Annotated in this window: 21 protein-coding genes and 1 riboswitch; of the genes, 16 read left to right on the forward strand and 5 right to left on the reverse strand. The window is 37.8% G+C overall.

Features of this window, described 5'->3' with window-relative positions:
* Positions 1-44: 44 nt before the first annotated feature.
* The 5 genes from IEX29_RS12580 (at position 45) to IEX29_RS12600 (ending at position 4076) form a co-directional block, all read left to right on the forward strand.
* Entirely contained in the window at positions 45-989 is a 945-nt protein-coding gene (locus tag IEX29_RS12580) for a helix-turn-helix transcriptional regulator (protein WP_188734786.1), read from the forward strand.
* An 84-nt stretch (positions 990-1073) separates the two neighbouring features.
* Positions 1074-1562: a DinB family protein gene (locus IEX29_RS12585; protein ID WP_188734787.1), complete on the forward strand. Its 489-nt coding sequence runs from the start codon at positions 1074-1076 to the stop codon at positions 1560-1562.
* A 34-nt stretch (positions 1563-1596) separates the two neighbouring features.
* Entirely contained in the window at positions 1597-2649 is a 1053-nt protein-coding gene (locus IEX29_RS12590; protein ID WP_188734788.1) for a DNA glycosylase AlkZ-like family protein, read from the forward strand.
* A gap of 21 nt (positions 2650-2670) precedes the next feature.
* On the forward strand, positions 2671-3387 hold the full coding sequence (locus tag IEX29_RS12595) for a hypothetical protein (RefSeq protein ID WP_229720205.1): 717 nt from the start codon (positions 2671-2673) through the stop codon (positions 3385-3387).
* A 149-nt stretch (positions 3388-3536) separates the two neighbouring features.
* Entirely contained in the window at positions 3537-4076 is a 540-nt protein-coding gene (locus tag IEX29_RS12600) for a GNAT family N-acetyltransferase (protein WP_188734789.1), read from the forward strand.
* 92 nt (positions 4077-4168) lie between these two features.
* On the opposite strand, the gene IEX29_RS12605 is transcribed toward IEX29_RS12600, so the two are convergent.
* The gene (locus tag IEX29_RS12605) at positions 4169-4795 is read right to left on the reverse strand and encodes a histidine phosphatase family protein (RefSeq protein ID WP_188734790.1); all 627 of its coding nucleotides are present in this window, start codon (positions 4793-4795) and stop codon (positions 4169-4171) included.
* Positions 4796-4908: 113 nt separating this feature from the next.
* Between IEX29_RS12605 and IEX29_RS12610 the strand changes: the two genes are divergently transcribed.
* Positions 4909-5748, forward strand: coding sequence for a DUF4037 domain-containing protein (locus IEX29_RS12610; protein WP_188734791.1), 840 nt, complete (start codon positions 4909-4911; stop codon positions 5746-5748).
* Positions 5749-5805: 57 nt separating this feature from the next.
* A complete protein-coding gene (locus IEX29_RS12615) occupies positions 5806-6237 on the forward strand; it encodes an NUDIX hydrolase (RefSeq protein WP_188734792.1) in 432 nt (143 codons plus the stop codon).
* Positions 6238-6323: 86 nt separating this feature from the next.
* On the opposite strand, the gene IEX29_RS12620 is transcribed toward IEX29_RS12615, so the two are convergent.
* Complete coding sequence (locus IEX29_RS12620; RefSeq protein ID WP_229720206.1) at positions 6324-7199, reverse strand: LysR family transcriptional regulator; 876 nt, start codon at positions 7197-7199, stop codon at positions 6324-6326.
* A 106-nt stretch (positions 7200-7305) separates the two neighbouring features.
* Between IEX29_RS12620 and aroA the strand changes: the two genes are divergently transcribed.
* Positions 7306-8652 (forward strand): 3-phosphoshikimate 1-carboxyvinyltransferase, encoded by a 1347-nt coding sequence (gene aroA / locus IEX29_RS12625; RefSeq protein ID WP_229720207.1) that lies wholly within the window; start codon positions 7306-7308, stop codon positions 8650-8652.
* A gap of 100 nt (positions 8653-8752) precedes the next feature.
* Positions 8753-9292 carry a helicase gene (locus IEX29_RS12630; RefSeq protein ID WP_229720208.1) on the forward strand — a complete coding sequence of 180 codons (540 nt, stop codon included), beginning with the start codon at positions 8753-8755 and terminating at the stop codon, positions 9290-9292.
* Between the two features lie 66 nt (positions 9293-9358).
* On the opposite strand, the gene IEX29_RS12635 is transcribed toward IEX29_RS12630, so the two are convergent.
* On the reverse strand, positions 9359-10894 hold the full coding sequence (locus tag IEX29_RS12635; protein ID WP_188734793.1) for a BCCT family transporter: 1536 nt from the start codon (positions 10892-10894) through the stop codon (positions 9359-9361).
* A gap of 839 nt (positions 10895-11733) precedes the next feature.
* A riboswitch (FMN riboswitch) is annotated at positions 11734-11871 on the forward strand.
* A 140-nt stretch (positions 11872-12011) separates the two neighbouring features.
* Between IEX29_RS12635 and ribD the strand changes: the two genes are divergently transcribed.
* From ribD to IEX29_RS12670, 7 genes are all read left to right on the forward strand, one after another.
* Positions 12012-13139 (forward strand): bifunctional diaminohydroxyphosphoribosylaminopyrimidine deaminase/5-amino-6-(5-phosphoribosylamino)uracil reductase RibD, encoded by a 1128-nt coding sequence (ribD, locus tag IEX29_RS12640; protein ID WP_188734794.1) that lies wholly within the window; start codon positions 12012-12014, stop codon positions 13137-13139.
* On the forward strand, positions 13072-13698 hold the full coding sequence (locus IEX29_RS12645) for a riboflavin synthase (RefSeq protein WP_188734795.1): 627 nt from the start codon (positions 13072-13074) through the stop codon (positions 13696-13698). The genes ribD and IEX29_RS12645 overlap by 68 nt, the downstream gene beginning before the upstream one ends.
* 10 nt (positions 13699-13708) lie before the next feature.
* Positions 13709-14908 carry a GTP cyclohydrolase II gene (ribA, locus tag IEX29_RS12650; RefSeq protein WP_188734796.1) on the forward strand — a complete coding sequence of 400 codons (1200 nt, stop codon included), beginning with the start codon at positions 13709-13711 and terminating at the stop codon, positions 14906-14908.
* 2 nt (positions 14909-14910) lie between these two features.
* Positions 14911-15378 (forward strand): 6,7-dimethyl-8-ribityllumazine synthase, encoded by a 468-nt coding sequence (gene ribH, locus IEX29_RS12655; protein ID WP_188734797.1) that lies wholly within the window; start codon positions 14911-14913, stop codon positions 15376-15378.
* Positions 15379-15548: 170 nt separating this feature from the next.
* The gene (locus IEX29_RS12660) at positions 15549-15986 is read left to right on the forward strand and encodes a MarR family winged helix-turn-helix transcriptional regulator (RefSeq protein WP_188734798.1); all 438 of its coding nucleotides are present in this window, start codon (positions 15549-15551) and stop codon (positions 15984-15986) included.
* Positions 15987-16045: 59 nt separating this feature from the next.
* Positions 16046-16984 (forward strand): ring-cleaving dioxygenase, encoded by a 939-nt coding sequence (locus IEX29_RS12665; protein WP_188734799.1) that lies wholly within the window; start codon positions 16046-16048, stop codon positions 16982-16984.
* 42 nt (positions 16985-17026) lie between these two features.
* Positions 17027-18004: a ring-cleaving dioxygenase gene (locus tag IEX29_RS12670; RefSeq protein WP_188734800.1), complete on the forward strand. Its 978-nt coding sequence runs from the start codon at positions 17027-17029 to the stop codon at positions 18002-18004.
* 96 nt (positions 18005-18100) lie between these two features.
* On the opposite strand, the gene IEX29_RS12675 is transcribed toward IEX29_RS12670, so the two are convergent.
* Positions 18101-18784 (reverse strand): YjjG family noncanonical pyrimidine nucleotidase, encoded by a 684-nt coding sequence (locus IEX29_RS12675; RefSeq protein ID WP_188734801.1) that lies wholly within the window; start codon positions 18782-18784, stop codon positions 18101-18103.
* A 197-nt stretch (positions 18785-18981) separates the two neighbouring features.
* A complete protein-coding gene (locus IEX29_RS12680; RefSeq protein ID WP_188734802.1) occupies positions 18982-20019 on the reverse strand; it encodes a beta-carotene 15,15'-monooxygenase in 1038 nt (345 codons plus the stop codon).
* Positions 20020-20185: the final 166 nt, after the last annotated feature.

Below are 20185 nucleotides of genomic sequence, written 5' to 3' on the forward strand. Positions count from 1 at the left end.
ATAATATAACTTCTCTTATCCTTCATTTAAATGGAGGTAGCACAATGTCCAAAACAAAACGTTTAATTGAGCTAATGATGACAGTAAATGCAAAACGCAAATTTACAGCGAGAGAACTGGCAGAAGAATTTAACGTCTCTTATCGTACGATTCTCAGAGATTTGGATGAATTGAGTGAGCTGGGGGTTCCGCTTTATTCAGAAGTTGGTGCGGACGGCGGTTATTATGTATTGAATGAGCGGATGCTGCCTCCAGTTTTATTGAAAGAATCTGAAGCGATTGCACTTTATTTTGCTTTTCATTCCCTGCAATTTATAGGTGCCCTGCCGTTTGAAACGGAAGTCGGCTATGTTTTAAAGAAATTATATGGCTATTTGCCTGGTGACGCCAAGATACGTATTAATACGATGAAAGACCGGATTGTTTTTTGGAATCCCAGCCGGGTTCAGACGGCGAATGAGCTAGATATATTATTAAATGCAGCGGTAGATCAATCCATCGTGACTATCCAATATGACAGTCAAAAGGGGATAAAGGAGAGAATGATTCAGCCAATTGGTTTGTACAGTCATAATGGTTTCTGGTATTGCCCGGCTTATTGTTTTCTGCGCGAGGAAATTCGTTTGTTTCGTGCGGATCGAATAAAAAAAGCAGTGCGTACAGATAAAAAGGGGCGGAAATTGCCTTATCAATCGATTATGGAATGGATTGAGCTGTCAGAATCCGAAGTTTCTAACCCGGTTACTTTTTTGGTAGATTTAACGAGAGAAGGAGTACGGCGTGCAATGTCAGAGTTAGATTTGGAGAGGCATGTTCAGAGGCGTGAGGATGGGACAGGCTGGGTAGAAATGAATATACCTGAGTCGGAGTTAATGTATTTTGTTGATCTGGTCTGGAATTTTGGCAGTGATGCTCATGTATTAGAACCGGAAGAAGCTGTAAACTCTATAAAAAGGAAACTGGAAAGCTTACTTAAAAAATACAATTAATTTCTCAACGAATTTTATGAATGATGACATAATCTGTCACGATTCCATGATACATTAAGGGAAATAAAAGAAAGGGTGAATCTTATGCAGGCAATATCGATGTTGAGAGAAGAATTATTAGAAGAGCTGGAGCTGGGTATCCGGTCTATGGCAGGGTTATTGAACAAGGTGGAGGAAAAGGATTGGCCTTACCAGCCGGCAGAAAATATGCGAAATCTCAGGGAACTGGCCAGACATATTGTTTCTGTACCAGAAGTAGATTTGAATCTTTGGCAGGAGAAGGATGAAAAGGAGATTCGAGATTTAGAAGCAAAATATGAGAGGCTGGAATCTGCTGAAGAATTAATTAATGCGATGAACCCTGGCTTTCAGTTGTTTAAAACGTATATGCTGTCTCTATCGGATGAGGATTTTTTAACTAAAAAGACAAAGCCGTTTTATTTAGAAGATGGTGAGACACAGGCGCATTGGCTTGTAGAGGAGGTTTCTCACCTTTTCCATCACCGGGCACAATTCTTTAATTATTTAAAGCAGCTGGGTTACGATATAAATATGTTTGATCTTTATGTTTAACAGATAAGAAAAAGGGCTGGGAGGTGAATCCTATTTGAATAAAGAAAAGATAATTTGTGAGCGTTTGCAAAGACAAAAATTGATATTTCCGCTTGAGAATAGCCATGATATAAGAGAATATAAGGAACTATTCCAGCAACTACAGCCGGTAGCTCCAGTTTTTAATAGCCGTCCAGGTGAAGCTCCCAAGCTGGTGCATAGGACAGTTTTTAATGACACACTCCTTTCGGAAGGATTGCGCAAAAAACATCAGCTGGTAAAAGGGCGTTTTCAGGGTGGACGTGTCGGATATGTTCTGGAAGAAGATCTGGGGCTCTACAGTACGATTTTTCGAAAACCTGTTCAAAAAATAACAGCGCTTCATGAAGAGGTTTTATCCATGATTCAATCGTCAGGGGGTATATCCAAAGAGCAGTTAAAAGAGGAGCTGCCTTTTAAAGCAAAAGAAATCACCGCTGCTTTAAAAAGACTTCAGGAAGCTTTTTTAGTATATGAATCACAAATTGATACAGATTGGAATACAGGCTGGTTTGACTTTAAAACAGAATGGCCGGAAATCGAATGGGCAGAGGATACGGTTCCTGCTGTGGCGGAAATGCTGCTGCGATTTTTGGATGCAGCCGTATTTGCCACTTTAGATCAAATGACAAGCTGGTCGCAATTAAAGCGTAAAACGATACAAAGTGCTTTAACTGCATTAATGGAAAGCGAAGCAATTATAAAAATAGAAGTGGATGGAATTGGCGAAGGATTTATGCAGAAAAAAGATTTGCATTTAACCAATGAAGAAATCCCGCAATCTGTATTTATGCTGGATAGCTCAGATTTTCTGGTCAGAGCAGAAACTGATGAATTGAAAGAGAAATTTAAAGGGAAAGAAGTTCTTCAGTATCTCTTAATAGACGGCGAATTTAAAGGAGCAGTGCTTGGGCATTGGCGAATTGGTCCGCACGATATTGAAGATATTACATTGTACCTTGGGGAAGAAGAAATAGAAACAAGGAAAGAAGAAATTATTTTTGCTGTCAGAGCTGGCTATCCATTGGAGACGACCCGTATTTTGCATTTTAATGGAGAGCAGCTCTGAGGAAAAAGGGAGGACGATGGAGTGGGGCTGATCAGAAACAATATTGTGGTGGAATACAATGATAAAGGATATTTAATGAACTCTGAAAGTTTCCCGGGAGCATATACCAGGGGCAGAGAGCGTGAAGAAGCTCTCTCTAAGTTCCCTGCTGAAATCAAAAGGTATTACAGGTGGGCTGGAATAGATTATGCTGAAACAGATATTGTGGAAACTATCATTGTTCAATCAAAAGAAAGTGATCTGGAAATACATGAAGCAGATTCGGATATTATCTTTTTGTCGGAACAGGAGCCTTTGTTAGAAACAGAATATAAGGTAATAAAAAAGCGGGTATTACAATCTGCGCATGATTTTCAGATGTTGTATGACTCCATTCCAGATAAGAATTATACATCCTTACCGAAAAGAAAATCCTTTTATGGAGCTGTGCCGAATTCTCCGGAAGAGATCTATGAGCATACAAATGGTGTAACCAATTATTATACAGGTGAAATAGGTGTGGAGTTAAATAATATTGACGATATCTATCAAAACAGAATTCAAGCATTAAAAAGGATAGAAGAGATAGGCGATTTTCTGCAAAATAAAGTGTTTCAAGGAAGCTATGGAGAACAGTGGTCGCTGAGAAAAGTATTAAGAAGATTTATTTGGCATGATTATATTCATGCAAAAGGTATGTATCGTATGGCTGTAAAGGAATGGGCAGAAAGTAAAATTCAGAATCCTTATTATTTTTGAAGATGAAAATTAAACATATACAATAAACATTTAGCAATTACTCTTTAAAAAATAATTCAAGGGTGAAGGTATATAATAGCGGAATATATGAACTGAACTATTTAACAATTAATAATCAACAGAATGAACGAAGAGAGGTAGCAGTAATAATGAAACAGAAAGAATATTATATCCGAAACATACAGTATCTAATAAGAACTGCTGAAGAAAAAGATGCTAAAAGATTACCTGCTATCAGGTTACAAATTGATGGAGAAACAGAAAATATGGATAGGGAGAGGGGCGAGGCATACATAGATGAGGCCGGTTTTAAACATATTATTAAAAATGATGCTGAGAGTCTGAATAATTTATTCTTAACAGCTGAAGTGGATGGAGAAATTGTAGGATTTTCAAGGTGTGAAGGCAATATGTTAAAAAGAACCTCTCATCAGGTGGATTTTGGAGTCTGTGTATTGAAGGAATATTGGGGATACGCTATTGGACAAAATCTTTTAAAAGAATCTATTCATTGGGCTGAATTTAATAAGATAAAGAAAATAAAATTGAGTGTCCTGGAAACAAACGATAAAGCAATAAAATTATACAAAAAGTATGGTTTTGAAATAGAAGGTGTATTAAAGAAAGATAAACGATTATCGGATGGAAATTACTATAATACAGTGCTGATGGGGAAATTCATAGATTAATAAATAGTAAAATGGATCTTAAATGATATAAATACAAAATGATTGCATTGAACAAACAATCATCTTGTATTTATATTGAAATTTCCATTTATCTAATCAAGAAAATGAGAGGTGTCATTAAACTTATGTATAACTCTTTGCTGATAATGATTTTGACCAAGAACAGTAATACCGCCAGCCGATGAAGAGAAATATGCATTTTTAATCATTTCAGGTGTGAATTTCACCCACCAGGATGTGATATATCCCAGTGTACCGCCATGTGTGACGATAAATATATTTTTCTCTTTTTCTTTATCATAGATATTATTCATACAGTGACAAACACGGCGATAAAACTCTCTCTTCGTTTCTCCATTTTGAAATGCCCGATAATCTAAATCGATGCCGCTGTTTTTTCTTGGTTGTCTGTGAGCTCTTACCCAATCCTTTGTTTTTCCGGCCGCAACACCAGTATTTATTTCCCGGAGTTCTTTATCTTGTATAACTTCAAGATTAATCCTCTTACCAATGATTTCTGCAGTTTGTGCCGCTCTTAGTAAATCTGATGAATAAAGAACAGGCTCTGCATCATCTGCTATAACTTTTTGTAATTTATCACCTATCCATTTTGCTTGTTTTCTTCCTAAATCTGTTAAAGGGGTATCCGTCCATCCGCCTGACATGTTATTTACATGATGCTCGGATTGACAATGCTGTATTAGGGTAATGTTGCTCATCCATTTTCCCTCCTAATTCATGAATAGAATCTATTTAATTATATTATATATGTGATAATAAACAAATAAATGAAGAATGAATATATTTTTAAGTAATGTATGGAGGTGATATCATGAATTTAAATATTTTAGCAGAAAAAGCTGCAAAAGTTTATCAAATAAATCCAAAAGTAGAAGCTGTTTTATTAGGCGGTTCCGTGTCTAGAAACTGGCAGGATTCCTATTCAGATATTGAACTGTTTATTTTTTGGAAGGAACCTCCGACAGATGAGGATAGAAAAAAGCCTGTTACTAAGCTGGCAGGGGAAATCATTGATTTTTACCCTTATGAAGAAAAGGAATGGTCAGAAACCTATATTGCTGAGGGAATTAAATTAGAAATAAGTAATTTTCTAACAACCAGCATAGAAGGCATCATAGATGATATTGTTGTGTCTTTTAATCCGGATGTATATAAACAATGTCTTGCAGCAGCTGTATATGACGGTGTCCCATTAAGCGGCGAATCCTTTGTTAAACAGCTGAAGGATAAGGTAAAACAGTACCCCAATGAATTAAGTATCGCAATGATAAAAGAATACATGTTTTTAGGTAATAGCTGGACGAATCGAGAGGCTTTGCTGCATCGAAAAGACTGGCTGATGTTATATAAGGTAATTACGGATGTTCAAACACATATAATGGGAATGCTGTCCGGTTTGAATAAACAGTATGTGCATCATCCGGCTTTTAAATGGCAGAAGCAGACGTTGGAATCAATGGCTATAGCTCCTGAAAATATATCCAGTCGTCTAGAATCTGTTTTTCTGAGTGATCCTGTTACCTCCTTAAGTGAATTAGAGGGTATCGTTCTTGAGGTGTATCAGTTTATACAACGTGAACACCCGAAAATGGATATATCACCAGTCGTTGGCAAATCACTATTTTTGCGACCCGAGCATGGAAAAGAATAGAAATAGACTGTGTAGAGATGATACTCTGCAATGAATATTGGATGAGGAGGAAGAGTCATGGGACAAAATAATTCAGAAACCTTCACACCACCAAAGCATATCGTATCTGCAGCAACAATTGTTCTTAATGAAAATAATGAGCTTTTGTTAATTAAAGGACCCCGGCGAGGCTGGGAAATGCCTGGGGGCCAAGTAGAAGAAGGAGAATCTCTCAGGGAAGCAGCGATCAGAGAAACGAAGGAAGAATCCGGGATTGATGTAGAGATATTAAAGTTCTGTGGAATATTTCAAAATGTGAATCGATCCATTTGTAATACATTATTCTTAGCTAAACCGGTTGGAGGAGCATGCACAACTTCTTCAGAAAGCTTAGATGTTGGATTCTTTCCTGTTGAGCAGGCTTTGGAAATGGTGGAAAATGGTAATTTTAGAGAAAGGATTGAATATTGTCTGGATGAAAGCAAGCATCCATTTTATGTGGAATTTTAACAGACGGGTCAATCGGAAATAGAAAGGAACTAGACTATTTATGAAAAGCATAGTATAGTTCCTTTTGGTTATTATTATACAGCCAATCATGCCAACAAATGATTTAAAAACATGCCAGCTGCCAATGATAAAGAAGTATCTTTCTTGGTTGCTAATCCAATTTTTCTTTTTTCAATAACCTCATTGATTTTTACTTCAAATAATTTCTCTTCAGCTAATTCTTTTGATATAAGCTCTTTTGTCACAAAAGCAACCCCCATGCCAATTTTGGCACATTCGATTAATAATTCCACACTGCCGACTTCGATATCCGGTTTTACATCCAGTTTTTGTGATAGGAAAAGCTGATTAAGAAACTTTCTGGAGCTGCTTGTCTCTGAAAAGGAAATAATCGGATATGCTTTTATTTCTGACAGAGTCAGCCTTTCTCTTGAAAGATGCTGAAACCTTTTCCCGACAACAAAAATGCTGTTAATACTTAAAAAATCAGTTACGGATAAATTGCTTTGACTTACTGGCAAGTGGACAATGCCAATATCAATCAGTTTATTTGCCAATTTGTCCAAAATCTGTGGGGTAGAGCCATGCTGTAATTTAATTTGGATATCGGGATACTTATCCTGAAAGGTTTGGATATAAGGAAGCAGATAGTGTTTGCAGGTCGAATCACTTCCTCCGATTGTAACAGAACCGCTCTGCAGGTTTTTCATTTCCTTTATCTTCTGTTCTGCATTATCAATTAAATCAAACGCTTGTTTGAGATAATCAAATAGCACTTCGCCTTCCTTTGTAACCAAAACTCCCTTGGATGTTCTGGTGAAAAGCTGAATTCCCAGCTCATTTTCCAATTGCTTTATGGAATGACTGACGCTTGGCTGGGTAATGAAAAGACGCCTTGCTGCATTACTGAAATTCTTTTCAATTGCTGTTATATAAAATACACGATATAAATCTGTATTCATGATATAGATACCACCTATAGCTATTGTTAAAAATATTGATTTCATTTATATCATAATCCTAATTATAATGAATAACAAACAACATCTAGTGAAGGAGAAGATAAAGATGGAGGAAAATCATATGTTTGATGCTAGGGCAAGAAGTCCATGGACAACTTTAAACGGGATAAATAAGATAACAATTTCACCTGCGAAGCACAGGATAGAGGCTTCTATCGCCATTCCCGGGAGCAAAAGTCTGACGAACAGGGCGCTTATAATGAGTGCTCTGGCAGATGGGAGTTCCAAGGTGAGCGGTATTTTAAAAAGCGATGATTCCTACTGGTGTATCGAAGCTTTAAAACAATTAGGAGTAGAGATCGAGCTGCAGGATGATATAGCGTACATTAAAGGAAGCGGTGGCCATTTGAAATCAAATGATTTATATATTGGTGCAGCGGGAACGATTGCAAGATTTCTGCCGGGAGTATTAGCAGGATCCGGAGAAGGAGAGTGGAAACTGGAGGCAAGCCAAAGTATGAGCAAAAGACCGGTTGCACTGCTTATCGATGCCTTAAGAACGCTTGGGGCTGATATCAGCTACTTGGCTGAAAATGATTATTATCCGTTGCGAATTAAAGGGAAAGAAGTTAGAGGCGGAGAAGTACGTCTTTCAGGCACAATATCCAGTCAATTTATCAGCGGAGTATTAATTGCTGCACCGTACTTCAACAAAACAACGACAGTGACGATCAGAGATGAAATTGTTCAACATGCTTACGTATTTTTATCGATTGTTTTAATGAAAGAATTTGGTGCAGATGTACAGCATGACAATGCACTCAAGCAAATTGTTGTAAATCCTTCACCGTACAAAGCAAAAGATATTCAGCTGGAGCCGGATGCTTCTGCGGCCTGTTACTTATTTGCTTTGGCAGCAGTGACGAACGGGAAAATAAGGATAAATGGTTTAACGGCGACGACCAAACAGCCGGATATTCAGATGCTGGAAGTCTTTGAGAAAATGGGCTGTCAGGTTACAAAGGGTGATTCCTTTATAGAGCTGGAAGGTGTTGTGCAATTAAAAGGCGGCTTTGAAATATCTATGAAAGAAATGTCTGATCAGGCATTAACTTTAGCGGCAATTGCTCCATTTGCCGATGAGCCGATAACTATCAGGGACGTTGCCCATATCCGTCATCATGAATCTGACCGCATTAGCGTTATCTATAAAGCTTTAAAGGAACTGAGAATCCAGACAGAAGAATTCGCTGATGGATTAAAAATCTATCCCGGTACTCCGAAACCAGCTCTTTTAAACACATATGACGATCATCGGGTTGCGATGGCATTAGCGTTGATTGGTTCAAGAACAGCAGGGATTGAGTTAAATGATCCAGGCTGTGTTGCTAAAACCTTTCCACAGTATTTTTCTTGTTTGGAAGAGCTGGGGGTGGGGATAAAAAGGCAATAAGCTGAATAATTCTAAAAGGCTGTATATAATAATAGATCCAATTATTATAACGGTATATTTTTAATTATTAATACTAAAAGGATAGTAAGGAGGGATCGACGTGGCTAAATGCGAAAATCAATACTCTGCCTGCCATACTCATATAAAAACAATTAAAGCAGTCGGTTATACTAAATCGCAATTAATGCAAAGAATGAAAGAAAATAAGATATTGTTAAATGAGCTTGCCGAAAAGCTGATAGCCAGTGATTATTTTGAAGTGTCCAACGAATGCTATCAAGCTAAAATTATCGAGATTGCTGTAAAGGATCTTGATTTTGTCGATGGAGCTACGACATCTCAACTTTTTAGTAAAGCTGCTAATCTTAAATTACATCTCTGTCCACTTGAGCTGGCTCCTTATATAAGACTGGCGTATTTAAATCAAAAAGAAGGATATGATGCACACCAGCTTAAAAATCGGGCTCCTTATGGATCGATAACCGTAGCATCAAAAATTTTCTGTGAGGACATCAGTGTTCCAAAGGGCTTTTACCTTCGCCGGATTCAAGGGGATTTATGGCTGCGTGGATATATTGCGGATGAGGAGCATGTTTGGAATCCGGATGATTATTTTATATTTTGTATTGATGAAAAATAATATAATGTCCATACCATAAAAACAGCCTTTCTCCATGATTAAGAGAAAGGCTGATTGCAATTTGTTTTATAATGTTTCTTTCTTATGGTTATCATACAAATCCTTAGCTGCTTTTGGTGCTGTCCAGAATGTGGTAATCAGCAGGAATACAACCGGCACAGCAGTCACCACAATAAAGGACTGCAGGGCATCCACGCTTCCTTCACCAATGGTAACTAATACAATGGCAACAAGCCCCATGACCAATGCATAAAACGCTCTTAGCCAGCTAGGAGGATTTCCTTCTCCAGTAATAGTCATTGAAATGGACAGTGCCATAGAATCTGCAGTTGTTAATACGAAAATAACGGTAGCCAGTAAGAATAAGGCTCCGAAAATCATAGGAAACGGCAATTGCTCTGTAATGGCTATCATCGCAGCAGGAGGACCTGCTTCATTTAGTGCAGTTGATATTGAGCCAGGATCATTTAGTTCATAAAAGATTCCTGTTCCGCCAACCACACTAAACCAAAATGTTGTAATAATCGGAGCGATAACGGCAACTGCAACAATGAGCTCGCGAATGGTTCTTCCGCGTGAGATTCGCGCTGCAAATAGCGCCATAATAGGACCATAGCCAATAAACCATGCAAAGAAAAATACTGTCCACAAACTAAGCCATTCTTCGTCTCCACGGAAGGTATTGAAAGAAATAAAATCATTTACATAAAGACCAAATGCTTCGAAATAATTATTAAAGATAAAGTAGCCCTGTCCGAGTAATAAAATTCCAATGATTAATCCAAGTGCCAAGATGACATTAAAGCTGGTTAACAGCTGAATACCCCGATGGATTCCTGTTACAGCAGAGATAGCTGCGCCTACAACGATAACGATAATGATGATAATTTGAATAACTAAGGTATTTGGCAATCCAGTTAACGCATTTAATCCATAACCTGTCTGCAAACCTAAGAATCCAATTGGTCCAATCGTTCCAGCAGCAACTGCAAGAATAGAAAAGGAATCAACAAGTGTTCCTAAAACACTTCTTTTCATAACTTTTTCACCTAAAATGGGATACAGCAGAGATCTTGGCTTTAATGGCATACCCTTATGATAATGAGCATACATTAATACGATAGTACCCAGTGTTCCTAAAATAGCCCATGACAGGAAGCCCCAGTCAACGAAACTGGACGCTAAAGCAGGTACAACGGCTTCCATTGTGCCGCTTTCAATACCAGAGAAATGAGGGGGCACTGTTATAAAGTGGGATAAAGGTTCTGCTGCCGCCCAAAATATTCCTCCTCCTGCTAATAAAGTACACATAATAATACAAATCCATTTAAATGTACTCATCTCTGGCTTTTCCATATTACCTAAACGAATTTTTCCGTATTTAGAAAAAGCTAACCCTAATGCAATAAAAAATGTGACTAATACAGTCATCTGGTAAATTACTCCAAAATAAGTAGCTGACCAGCCGAATAAAGTATTAACTATATCAGCAACAAAGTCAGCATTAAAAAATGCGGCTATGACAAATAGTATTAATGCGCCACCACTTATAAGGAATGTGGGTAAATCTAAAGAAGTCTTCTTTCTATTTGAATCTCGCATTACTTCTTTTCCTCCAATTTGTTGAGTTTAATCATAGTTGTTTTGATTTCCTTTTAGTCTTTCCCTGAACCCCGTTTTTCTATCTAATAGATAATACCTTTTTATCATATTGGAATAATTGTAAGTATCCTGATCAAAAAATGGGTAAGGATAAGCGAACAAAATCGTAACAATAGGACGCTTGCAAACAACAAACATTCCGAGGGGGGAATGCGAAAATCTCCTCGGAATGTTTGTTTTGTTTTATTATCATGCAAATACAAAACGGAAATGCAGTAAAACAAAATAGTGGAATCATACTCCAACAGTTGAAGTATAATTCCACCGTTCTATACCCTAAAACAATTTTAATACGTTGTCAATCATACGTACTTAATTTATAATAATCATTCTTTTCCAAAAAGTAATGGTTCTTCAGGATATCATGATGAAATATTCTATTTGGAAATTGGGTAAAAGAGAAGAGAAAGTTAATCCATTGTTTGTTAGAGGTATTTTCAATATATAGAAATAGCGCTGATATTATCGACAGAGACCTGGTTATAATAGGAGTGAATATAATATTTAAAGATCCTGTTCCACAAAAAATTCTAGTGGGATTGACAAGTAATGTGATGACTAAATATCATTAATTATGAAAACATTATAAAAATAGCGGCTTGCATTTTATTTTTAAAACTGATAATATCAGTTTTAACATATTAGCATATGAAGCTAGATTTTTTGGCAGGGTTTATGGGGATATAGCAGGATAGTGATAATTTAGCTGATTTGTTGTAGTTCCTTATAGAATGCCGAGTTAGAGTATGTAAAGCAAAAAATAATATCAAAATTTTATATCATTTCTTCGGGGCAGGGTGTAATTCCCGACCGGCGGTGACAAATTCTTGAGATTTGAAGTCCGTGACCCGCATATTGCGGTGGATCCAGTGAGATTCTGGAGCCGACAGTTAAAGTCTGGATGGGAGAAGAAAACTTGAGTCAGCACATGAATGGGTGAAGTGTATTCTTTTGAGGTACATAAAAATCTATTTCAGTGTATAGACATGGTTTATTTAAGCACGCCCCGTGAAGAACATTCACGGGGCTTTTTGCGGTTTCAGAAAGGAGGAAGCACATGGATACGCTGTTCATGGAGCAAGCGATAGAGCTCGCAAAACTGGGGCGGGGAAACACATATACCAATCCTTTAGTCGGCGCAGTAATTATGAAAGATGATGCTATTTTAGCTACTGGGTTTCATCAGAGATACGGGGAAAAGCATGCAGAAAAAATTGCTATCGATCAATGTGAAGCCCCAGAAGATCTAATCGATTCCACGATGTATGTGACCCTGGAGCCATGTAATCATACGGGAAAGCAGCCCCCTTGTACCCAAATGATTATAGATAGTGGTATTTCCAAAGTTGTTATTGCGCAGCTTGATCCTAATCCAGTAGTAGCGGGCAAAGGGAAGGCATATTTAGAAGCACAGGGAATACAAGTGATTTCCGGTATATTGCAGGAAAAGGCAGAAGCATTGAATAAGCATTATAACTATTTTCACAGGAGACAGAAGCCCTATATTGTATTAAAGCAAGCTGTCAGTCTGGATGGGAAGATTTCTGTCCATCCGAAGCAGCGGACGTATCTTACTGGGGAAGAGGCGTATAAAAGAGTACATGAGGAACGGCAATATTTTCAGGCTATTTTGATTGGAAGCGGGACAATATTAGCAGATAATCCAAAATTATTACCGGATATAATCACTGATTTTCCGCCAGTACGCCTTATTTTGGACCGGAAAGGCATAACATTGGATTTTGAGAAATTTCAAATTTATAGAGAAGCTGTTCCTATATGGGTGTTTACAAAAAACGATTCTATAAAAAATACACCAGATCATGTCCGGCTGATAGCCGATGATGATTGGACAATAGCAAAGGTAGTTGATTACCTGCAGAAAGAGGGTATTCAATCCGTTTATGTGGAAGGTGGCAGTGAAATTCATGATGCTTTCCTGTCAGAAAATATGTTTGAAGAAGTAATAACGTATATCTCTCCTAAGCTGATTGGCGGCAATGGAGTACCTGCCTTTTCCAGTAAGAGAGGTGTTTTATCTGCAATACCTTTGACTTTACAGAGTGTGGAAGCAGTTGGTGAGGATATACGAATAGTCAGCAGGAGGGGAAAGAAGGATGTTTACAGGATTGATTCAGGAAACAGGGACAGTCAAACGAATCCAAAAAGTGAGTCAGCATATTGAGTTAACATGCACTGCCTCCAGAGAGCTTTTGCAGGATTATAAAATTGGCGACAGTATGGCAATCAATGGTGTCTGCTTAACTGCTATAGAGGTAACTGACTCAGATTTTACAGTGGACATTATGCCGGAAACATTTCAAAAATCGATATTCTCTGATTTGCGGGTACATGCACTGGTGAATCTGGAACGGGCAATGTCTGCAAACGGACGCTTGGAAGGACATATCGTTTCAGGTCACGTAGATACAACGACACGGTTAATCAAAAAGGTTAAAAAAGAAAATTCCATTATTCTTACGTTTTATTATCCGCCGCAAATACAAGGGGAAGTTGTAGCCCAGGGATCTGTAGCGATTAATGGAACAAGCTTAACTGTATCAGCTGTCACGCCAGGAGCATTTAGTATCTCACTTATTCCTTATTCCATGAATCACACAAACTTGGGACAATTAAAACAAGGAGAATTTGTAAATATAGAAACCGATATACTCGGAAAATATATTAAGGCCATGATAGGTGCGGAAAAGAATCAGATTCTAAGCAAATACACAGGAGAATAGAGGGGAAAACATGACTGTTGAAAATATAGAAGCAGCTGTTACAGCTTTGAAGCACGGAAGATTGATTATTATTGCTGATGATGAGAATCGGGAGGCAGAAGGTGATTTAGTCGGTCTTTCGAGTAAAGCCACAGCCGAAACAATAAACTTTATGACAAAACATGCCCGGGGATTGATTTGCGCTCCAGTCTCCAAACAAATTGCCAGGGATTTAAACTTATGGGAAATGACCAAGGAAAATACCGATGAATATCAAACAGCGTTCACCATCAGCGTCGACCATAAGGAGACAACCACTGGGATTTCCGCATTTGAAAGAGCAAAGACGGTTCAGGAGCTCGCAAATACAGATAGCCGGGCAGCTGATTTCAACAGACCAGGTCATATTTTTCCGTTAATAGCGAAGAACGGCGGAGTGTTGGAGCGCAGAGGTCATACAGAGGCAGCAGTAGATTTAGCGAAGCTGGCAGGAGATACCGAAGCAGCCTATATTTGCGAAATTTTAAAGGAAGACGGAACGATGGCCCGATTCAAGGATTTAAAACAAATTGCGGCAGAATGGGATATGCCATTGATTACTATAGAAGAACTCGCTGATTATCTGGCTTATTCCAGTATCAAGGCAAATGCAAAAGTGAAGCTGCCGACAAAACATGGAGACTTTGATTTGTCCCTTTATCAGGATAAAGAAGGAAAAGATCAGCTTGTATTATCCATGGGGCAGATTAGAGATAGCGAAGAACCAATCTTAGTGAGAGTACATTCGGAATGCCTGACGGGAGATATATTCGGTTCCCACCGCTGTGATTGTGGTGAACAGCTGGAAAGAGCAATGGAAATGATTGCAGCTGAAGGGCAAGGTGCCGTACTGTACCTGAGGCAGGAAGGAAGGGGAATTGGACTGCTCAATAAATTAAAAACGTATGAATTACAGGAACAGGGTTCAGACACCTATGAAGCTAACGTTTCTCTTGGATTCCTTCCTGATGAACGACGCTATGACATTGCTGCATGGTTACTGAAAAAAGAAGGAATATCGAAAATACGTTTACTGACGAATAATCCGGATAAAGTGAAAGAATTACAGCAATATGGTATTGAGGTGGCTGAACGGATTTCGATAGAAACAACCGTTTATAACGAAAATAAACACTATTTAAAGATAAAAAAAGATAAGTTTCATCATTTATTATCTATGGAGGGAGAATAATTATGACTGTATATGAAGGAATGTTCCATGGAGAGCAAATGAAAGTAGCGATAACTATTTCAAGATTTAATGAACTGATCACTTCTAAACTGCTGGAAGGTGCCAAGGATATTTTAAAAAGACATGGAGTAAAAGAAGAAGACATCGATGTTTATTGGGTGCCGGGCGCTTTCGAGCTTCCATATATCACAAAGCAGGTGGAAAAAACAAAAAAGTACGATGGCATTATTACACTCGGAGCGGTTATACGCGGTGCAACCACTCATTATGAGCTGGTCAGTAATGAAGCAGCCAAAGGGATTGCTCAAATTGGCCTGAATGTAGAAATTCCAGTTATTTTTGGTGTTCTGACCACTGAAACCATTGAACAGGCGTTGGAGAGAGCCGGTACAAAAGCAGGTAACAAAGGTGGAGAGGCTGCTCTTGGATTATTAGAAATGATGTCTTTAAATAAGCTGATATATTCTTAAATATTAATTAATCAAGATCGTGGTGGAAGGTTATCTGTATAAAGGATGGCCTTTTTTCGTTTATAGGTATTCTTTGAACAAGAAATGAAAATATCTTTAATTAAATATAAAATTGTTGCATTTTTATCACTTGAGGTGTAAAATGATATTAACGAAAGGAGATGAGACGGATGAAAAAAAATACACTTGGGTCATTAATTTGGCTGCGTATTGCCCGTTTTATGCATCAAAGTAATCTGTTGTCTAATGATTTTCTAAAGCAATTTGGTATTACAGTTGCTCAATTTGATGTGCTAAACCAGGTCTGGTCTTATCAGCCTCTTACACAAAGTAATCTTGCTGACCGGGTGACGGTATCAGAAGGCGGTATTTCACGTATGCTAACACGGCTGGAACAGGAAGGATATATCCAGCGGAAGCAGGATTGGAAAACAAAATGGATCAGCCTGACAGCAAAAGGAGAAGCTAAGATAGAGGAAGTTTTTGAACATCAGCTGGCTTTTCAAACTTCTGTTGTCAATGATTGTTTAACAGAAGAAGAGCAAAGAACATTATATATGCTTATGTCGAAGCTGCAGAAGAATACAGAAAGAAAACTAAAAAAATAATAGTTTTATTATTTTTTAATCATAACTTGACTAGTAAACTGATAAAGGAGTAATGGTTTATGTATACTATTCCAGGACACCATCATATTTCGATGGTTACAAAAAATGCAAACGAAAATAATAGATTTTATCGTGAAGTACTTGGTTTGCGTCGTGTAAAAATGACGGTGAATCAGGACGATCCTTCTATGTATCATCTATTTTACGGTGATAAAACAGGAAGTCCAGGTACAGAGCTGACCTTTTTTGAGATTCCGATGGTTGGTAATACTCATCGGGGAACAAATGCAATTACCCGAATCGGCTTATTGGTTCCATCAGAGGATAGCCTGCATTATTGGGAAGAGCGATTTGATAAGTACAATGTATTGCACGGTGGGGTAACATCGTATGCCCATCGTACTGCGATGAAATTTGAGGATCCGGAAGGGCTGCAAATGGTGTTGATTGCTGCAAATGGAGAAAAAGTAGACCATTGGGAAACCTGGGAAAAGTCTGATGTTCCAGCCGCACACCAGATTCAAGGAATGGGCTCCGTGGAAATAACAGTAAGAAGATTAGATAAGCTAGCATCCACATTAACAGATATGCTTGGTTATACAGAAGTGATCCGGAATGAACGGGAAGCTGTTTTTCAATCTGTGCCGGAGCAGGCTTTTGGAGAAATCGTTGTGAAATATTTAGAGGGGCCGTCCGAAAGACCAGGGCGTGGAAGCATTCACCATTTAGCTATCCGTGTGAAAAATGATGAAGAGCTGAAATTTTGGGATGAACAAGTAAAAGCACGCGGTTTCCATTCATCCGGCATTGTCGACCGCTTCTATTTTAAAAGCTTATATTTCCGAGAATCCAATGGTATTTTATTCGAAATTGCAACAGATGGCCCGGGATTTACCGTTGATGGAGATGTGGAGCATTTAGGAGAAAGACTTGATTTACCACCATTTTTAGAAGATCGTCGGACAGAAATTGAAGCGAGATTAGCTCCAATAGAATAAAGAAAAAGAAATAAAAAAACGATTTCCAGGAGGCAAAATAATATGAATCAATTAAAAGGAATCCATCATGTAACAGCAATTACAAGCAGTGCAGAAAAAAACTATGAATTTTTCACTTATGTTTTAGGCATGCGTTTAGTGAAAAAAACAGTGAACCAGGATGATATTCAAACGTACCATCTATTCTTTGCAGATGATAAAGGCAGTGCTGGTACAGATATGACCTTCTTTGATTTCCCCGGTATTCCAAAAGGAGTGCATGGTACAAATGAAATTTCTAAAACGTCCTTCCGCGTACCAAGTGATGCCGCATTAGATTATTGGGTAAAACGTTTTGAGCGTTTAGAGGTGAAGCATAAAGGGATTCAAGAACAGTTCGGCAAGAAAACACTTTCCTTTGTTGATTTTGATGACCAGCAATATCAATTAATTTCAGATGAACTGGATGAAGGAGTGGAAGCGGGTACGCCTTGGCAAAAAGGCCCAGTTCCATTGGAATATGCGATTACCGGCCTGGGTCCTGTCTTTGTTCGAATTGCAAATTTTGATTACTTTAAAGAAATGATGGAAAAAGCGTTAATGTTTAAGGAAACAGCAAAAGAAGGCTCCTTTCATTTGTTTGAAGTTGGGGAAGGCGGAAATGGATCTTCTGTAATTGCAGAGTATAACAATATTCTGCCCGAAGCCCGCCAAGGCTATGGTACAGTACATCACGCTGCGTTCCGTGTAGAAGATCGTTCTGTACTGGAAGAGTGGATTAAGCGGATGAATGATCTTGGATTCCATACATCTGGATATGTGAATCGTCATTTCTTTGAATCTTTATATGCAAGAGTGGCACCGCAAATTTTATTTGAATTTGCAACAGACGGACCTGGATTCATGGGAGACGAGCCTTATGAAACACTTGGAGAAAAATTGTCGCTTCCTCCATTTCTGGAAGCAAAACGTGAACAAATTGAAAAAGCAGTACGGCCAATTGACACAGTGAGAAGCACAAAGGAATTTAAAAAAGAATAAAAGTAAAATATGGAAAAACTTACTATAATAGTATGGAAAATCATTTTATTAAATGAAAGAGCAAGGATAGAGGAAAAGTCTATCCTTGCTCTTTTTTTATTTTGCAATGGTGATAAGCTCCGTTAAATGATCAATTTCATATGTCGGCTGGATACCAATCTTGTTTTCTTTATGCTCAGGGTTAAACCAGCATGTATCCATTCCAAAATTTATCCCACCCTGTATATCAGATGTCAAGGAATCCCCAACCATTAATGCATTGGCTTCTTCTGTAAGCCTGAGCTTGGAAAAAGCATAATCAAAAATTCGGCTGTCAGGCTTTTGGAATCCTGTCTCCTCTGAAATAATGACTGCTTCAAAAACATTCTGAAGTGGGGAATTTCCCAGCTTGGATAGTTGTACATGCTTAAATCCATTTGTGATAATTGCTGAACGCTGTTCCGGAAGAGAATCAAATAACGTTACAGCACCGTCTACCAGGTATATTTCCTTACCTAAAATTTCGAGATAAGCATGGTTAAAATCTGCGCCATCAATTTGAAGATTATACGCTGCAAATAAACGTCTGAACCGCTCCACACCCAACTTTGTTATTGACAGTTTCCCCTGCTCTAATTCTCCCCATAACACATTACTGATTTCGCGGTAGCTTGCCCGGTAATCTACAAGACCATCAGGCAGTCCAAACACTTCAAATGTTTTATGTAAAGCTGCTTTTTCTGATTTGCCAAAGTCAAATAATGTATCATCTATATCAAAAAAAATCACATCGTATTTCATTTTATGTACTTCCTTTCATCTCATCGTTGAAAACATTGCGTATCCATTATAGCAATAATCAAGAAAAGTTACGATTGCAGTTATTAATAATGAGGCTGATGTATTGCGAACACTTTAAAAGATGAGATAACACGATATAAAAATAACTCCTGTAGAAGTATACAACTTCTTTCAGGAGTTATTTTAACAGTCTATTTTTAAGTCTTGTTACTGATTTTATTTAAAACAATAGCTTTCAATCTGTCTGGGGCATCCGATTTAATAGCTATCTTTGAGTACTCCTTTTGAATACCCATAAACACAGTTGCTTTTACGGGTTTTTTCATTTTTAAAATCATATCCGGATAAACCTGCTCAAAGTCTCTTGCTACAAAATCAATAGTATCCTTTGATATTTTACTTTTCAAAACGGTATCATTCTCAATGATGCTCTCAATATCCTGAAAATCTATTTTAACACGTTTTATTATTCCGAATGATACATATAGAGCTTTTTCATCCGTATATATTGGATTTAAACGGATGGATTGAATACAAGCTATCAAGAAAATTACGGAGTAGACATTAAGTATTAATAGAATAATGGAAATAACAACCGATTTGCTATGGAGCCACCAGTGAATAGCAAAGGTTTCAATAATAATTGCATGGATCATCATTATTTGAAAGGCAATAAAGTTTGATTGTTTATGCAGTGTTATTCCGTCGGGAGGTGTTTTCTTCCAGCTGCAAAGTGCATAATAAAACGCTAAGGACTCTGAACATATCACATGAATAATCGGGTTGTTCTTTACATATTTGTCCACTGCGTTTGGAAAAGAAAAAATAACAGGTAATGAGCTTGCTTTCACTTTTTGTATAATCCTGGGCAGATACCGGAAAAAAGCAATAACAAATAAAAGCTCGAAGGTAATCAAGGCAGCTTCTACGGCTATTCCGGCCCAAGTGATTGTTGCAAAAGGGTTTAACAAGTGAGTGGGGATAAAAAGCCTTGCTAATATACATCCGGCTGCAGCCAGCAGAATAGCAGTTTTAATGGAGAATTTCTTTCTATACAGCATAAAAAATATTGGCGCCATAATAATTAAATCAAATAGCGAGCCTAATACGGCAGGGTTAGCTTCCGGTGGTAGAATAGTTGCTCCTATTGAGGTCTGGTACAGTATGTAATTACTGCTCAAAATTAGAACAATCATTAGAAGCCAAAGGTACTTTCCTTTCTGAATTATGTACATTTGTGGAACCTCCTTTATTAAAATGCATTCTTAATATTTGGATATTTTAATTATAAAATGAATTTTAATAGAAGTATATCAGAAGTAGTTTGTTTTACTTTATTTCTGATTGGGTGTTACAAATTTATGAATTTACGGCTGTTTTTGATTGGAAAGTTGACTTATT

The organism is Oceanobacillus neutriphilus, from assembly GCF_014645515.1.
GTDB lineage: Bacteria > Bacillota > Bacilli > Bacillales > Amphibacillaceae > Oceanobacillus > Oceanobacillus neutriphilus.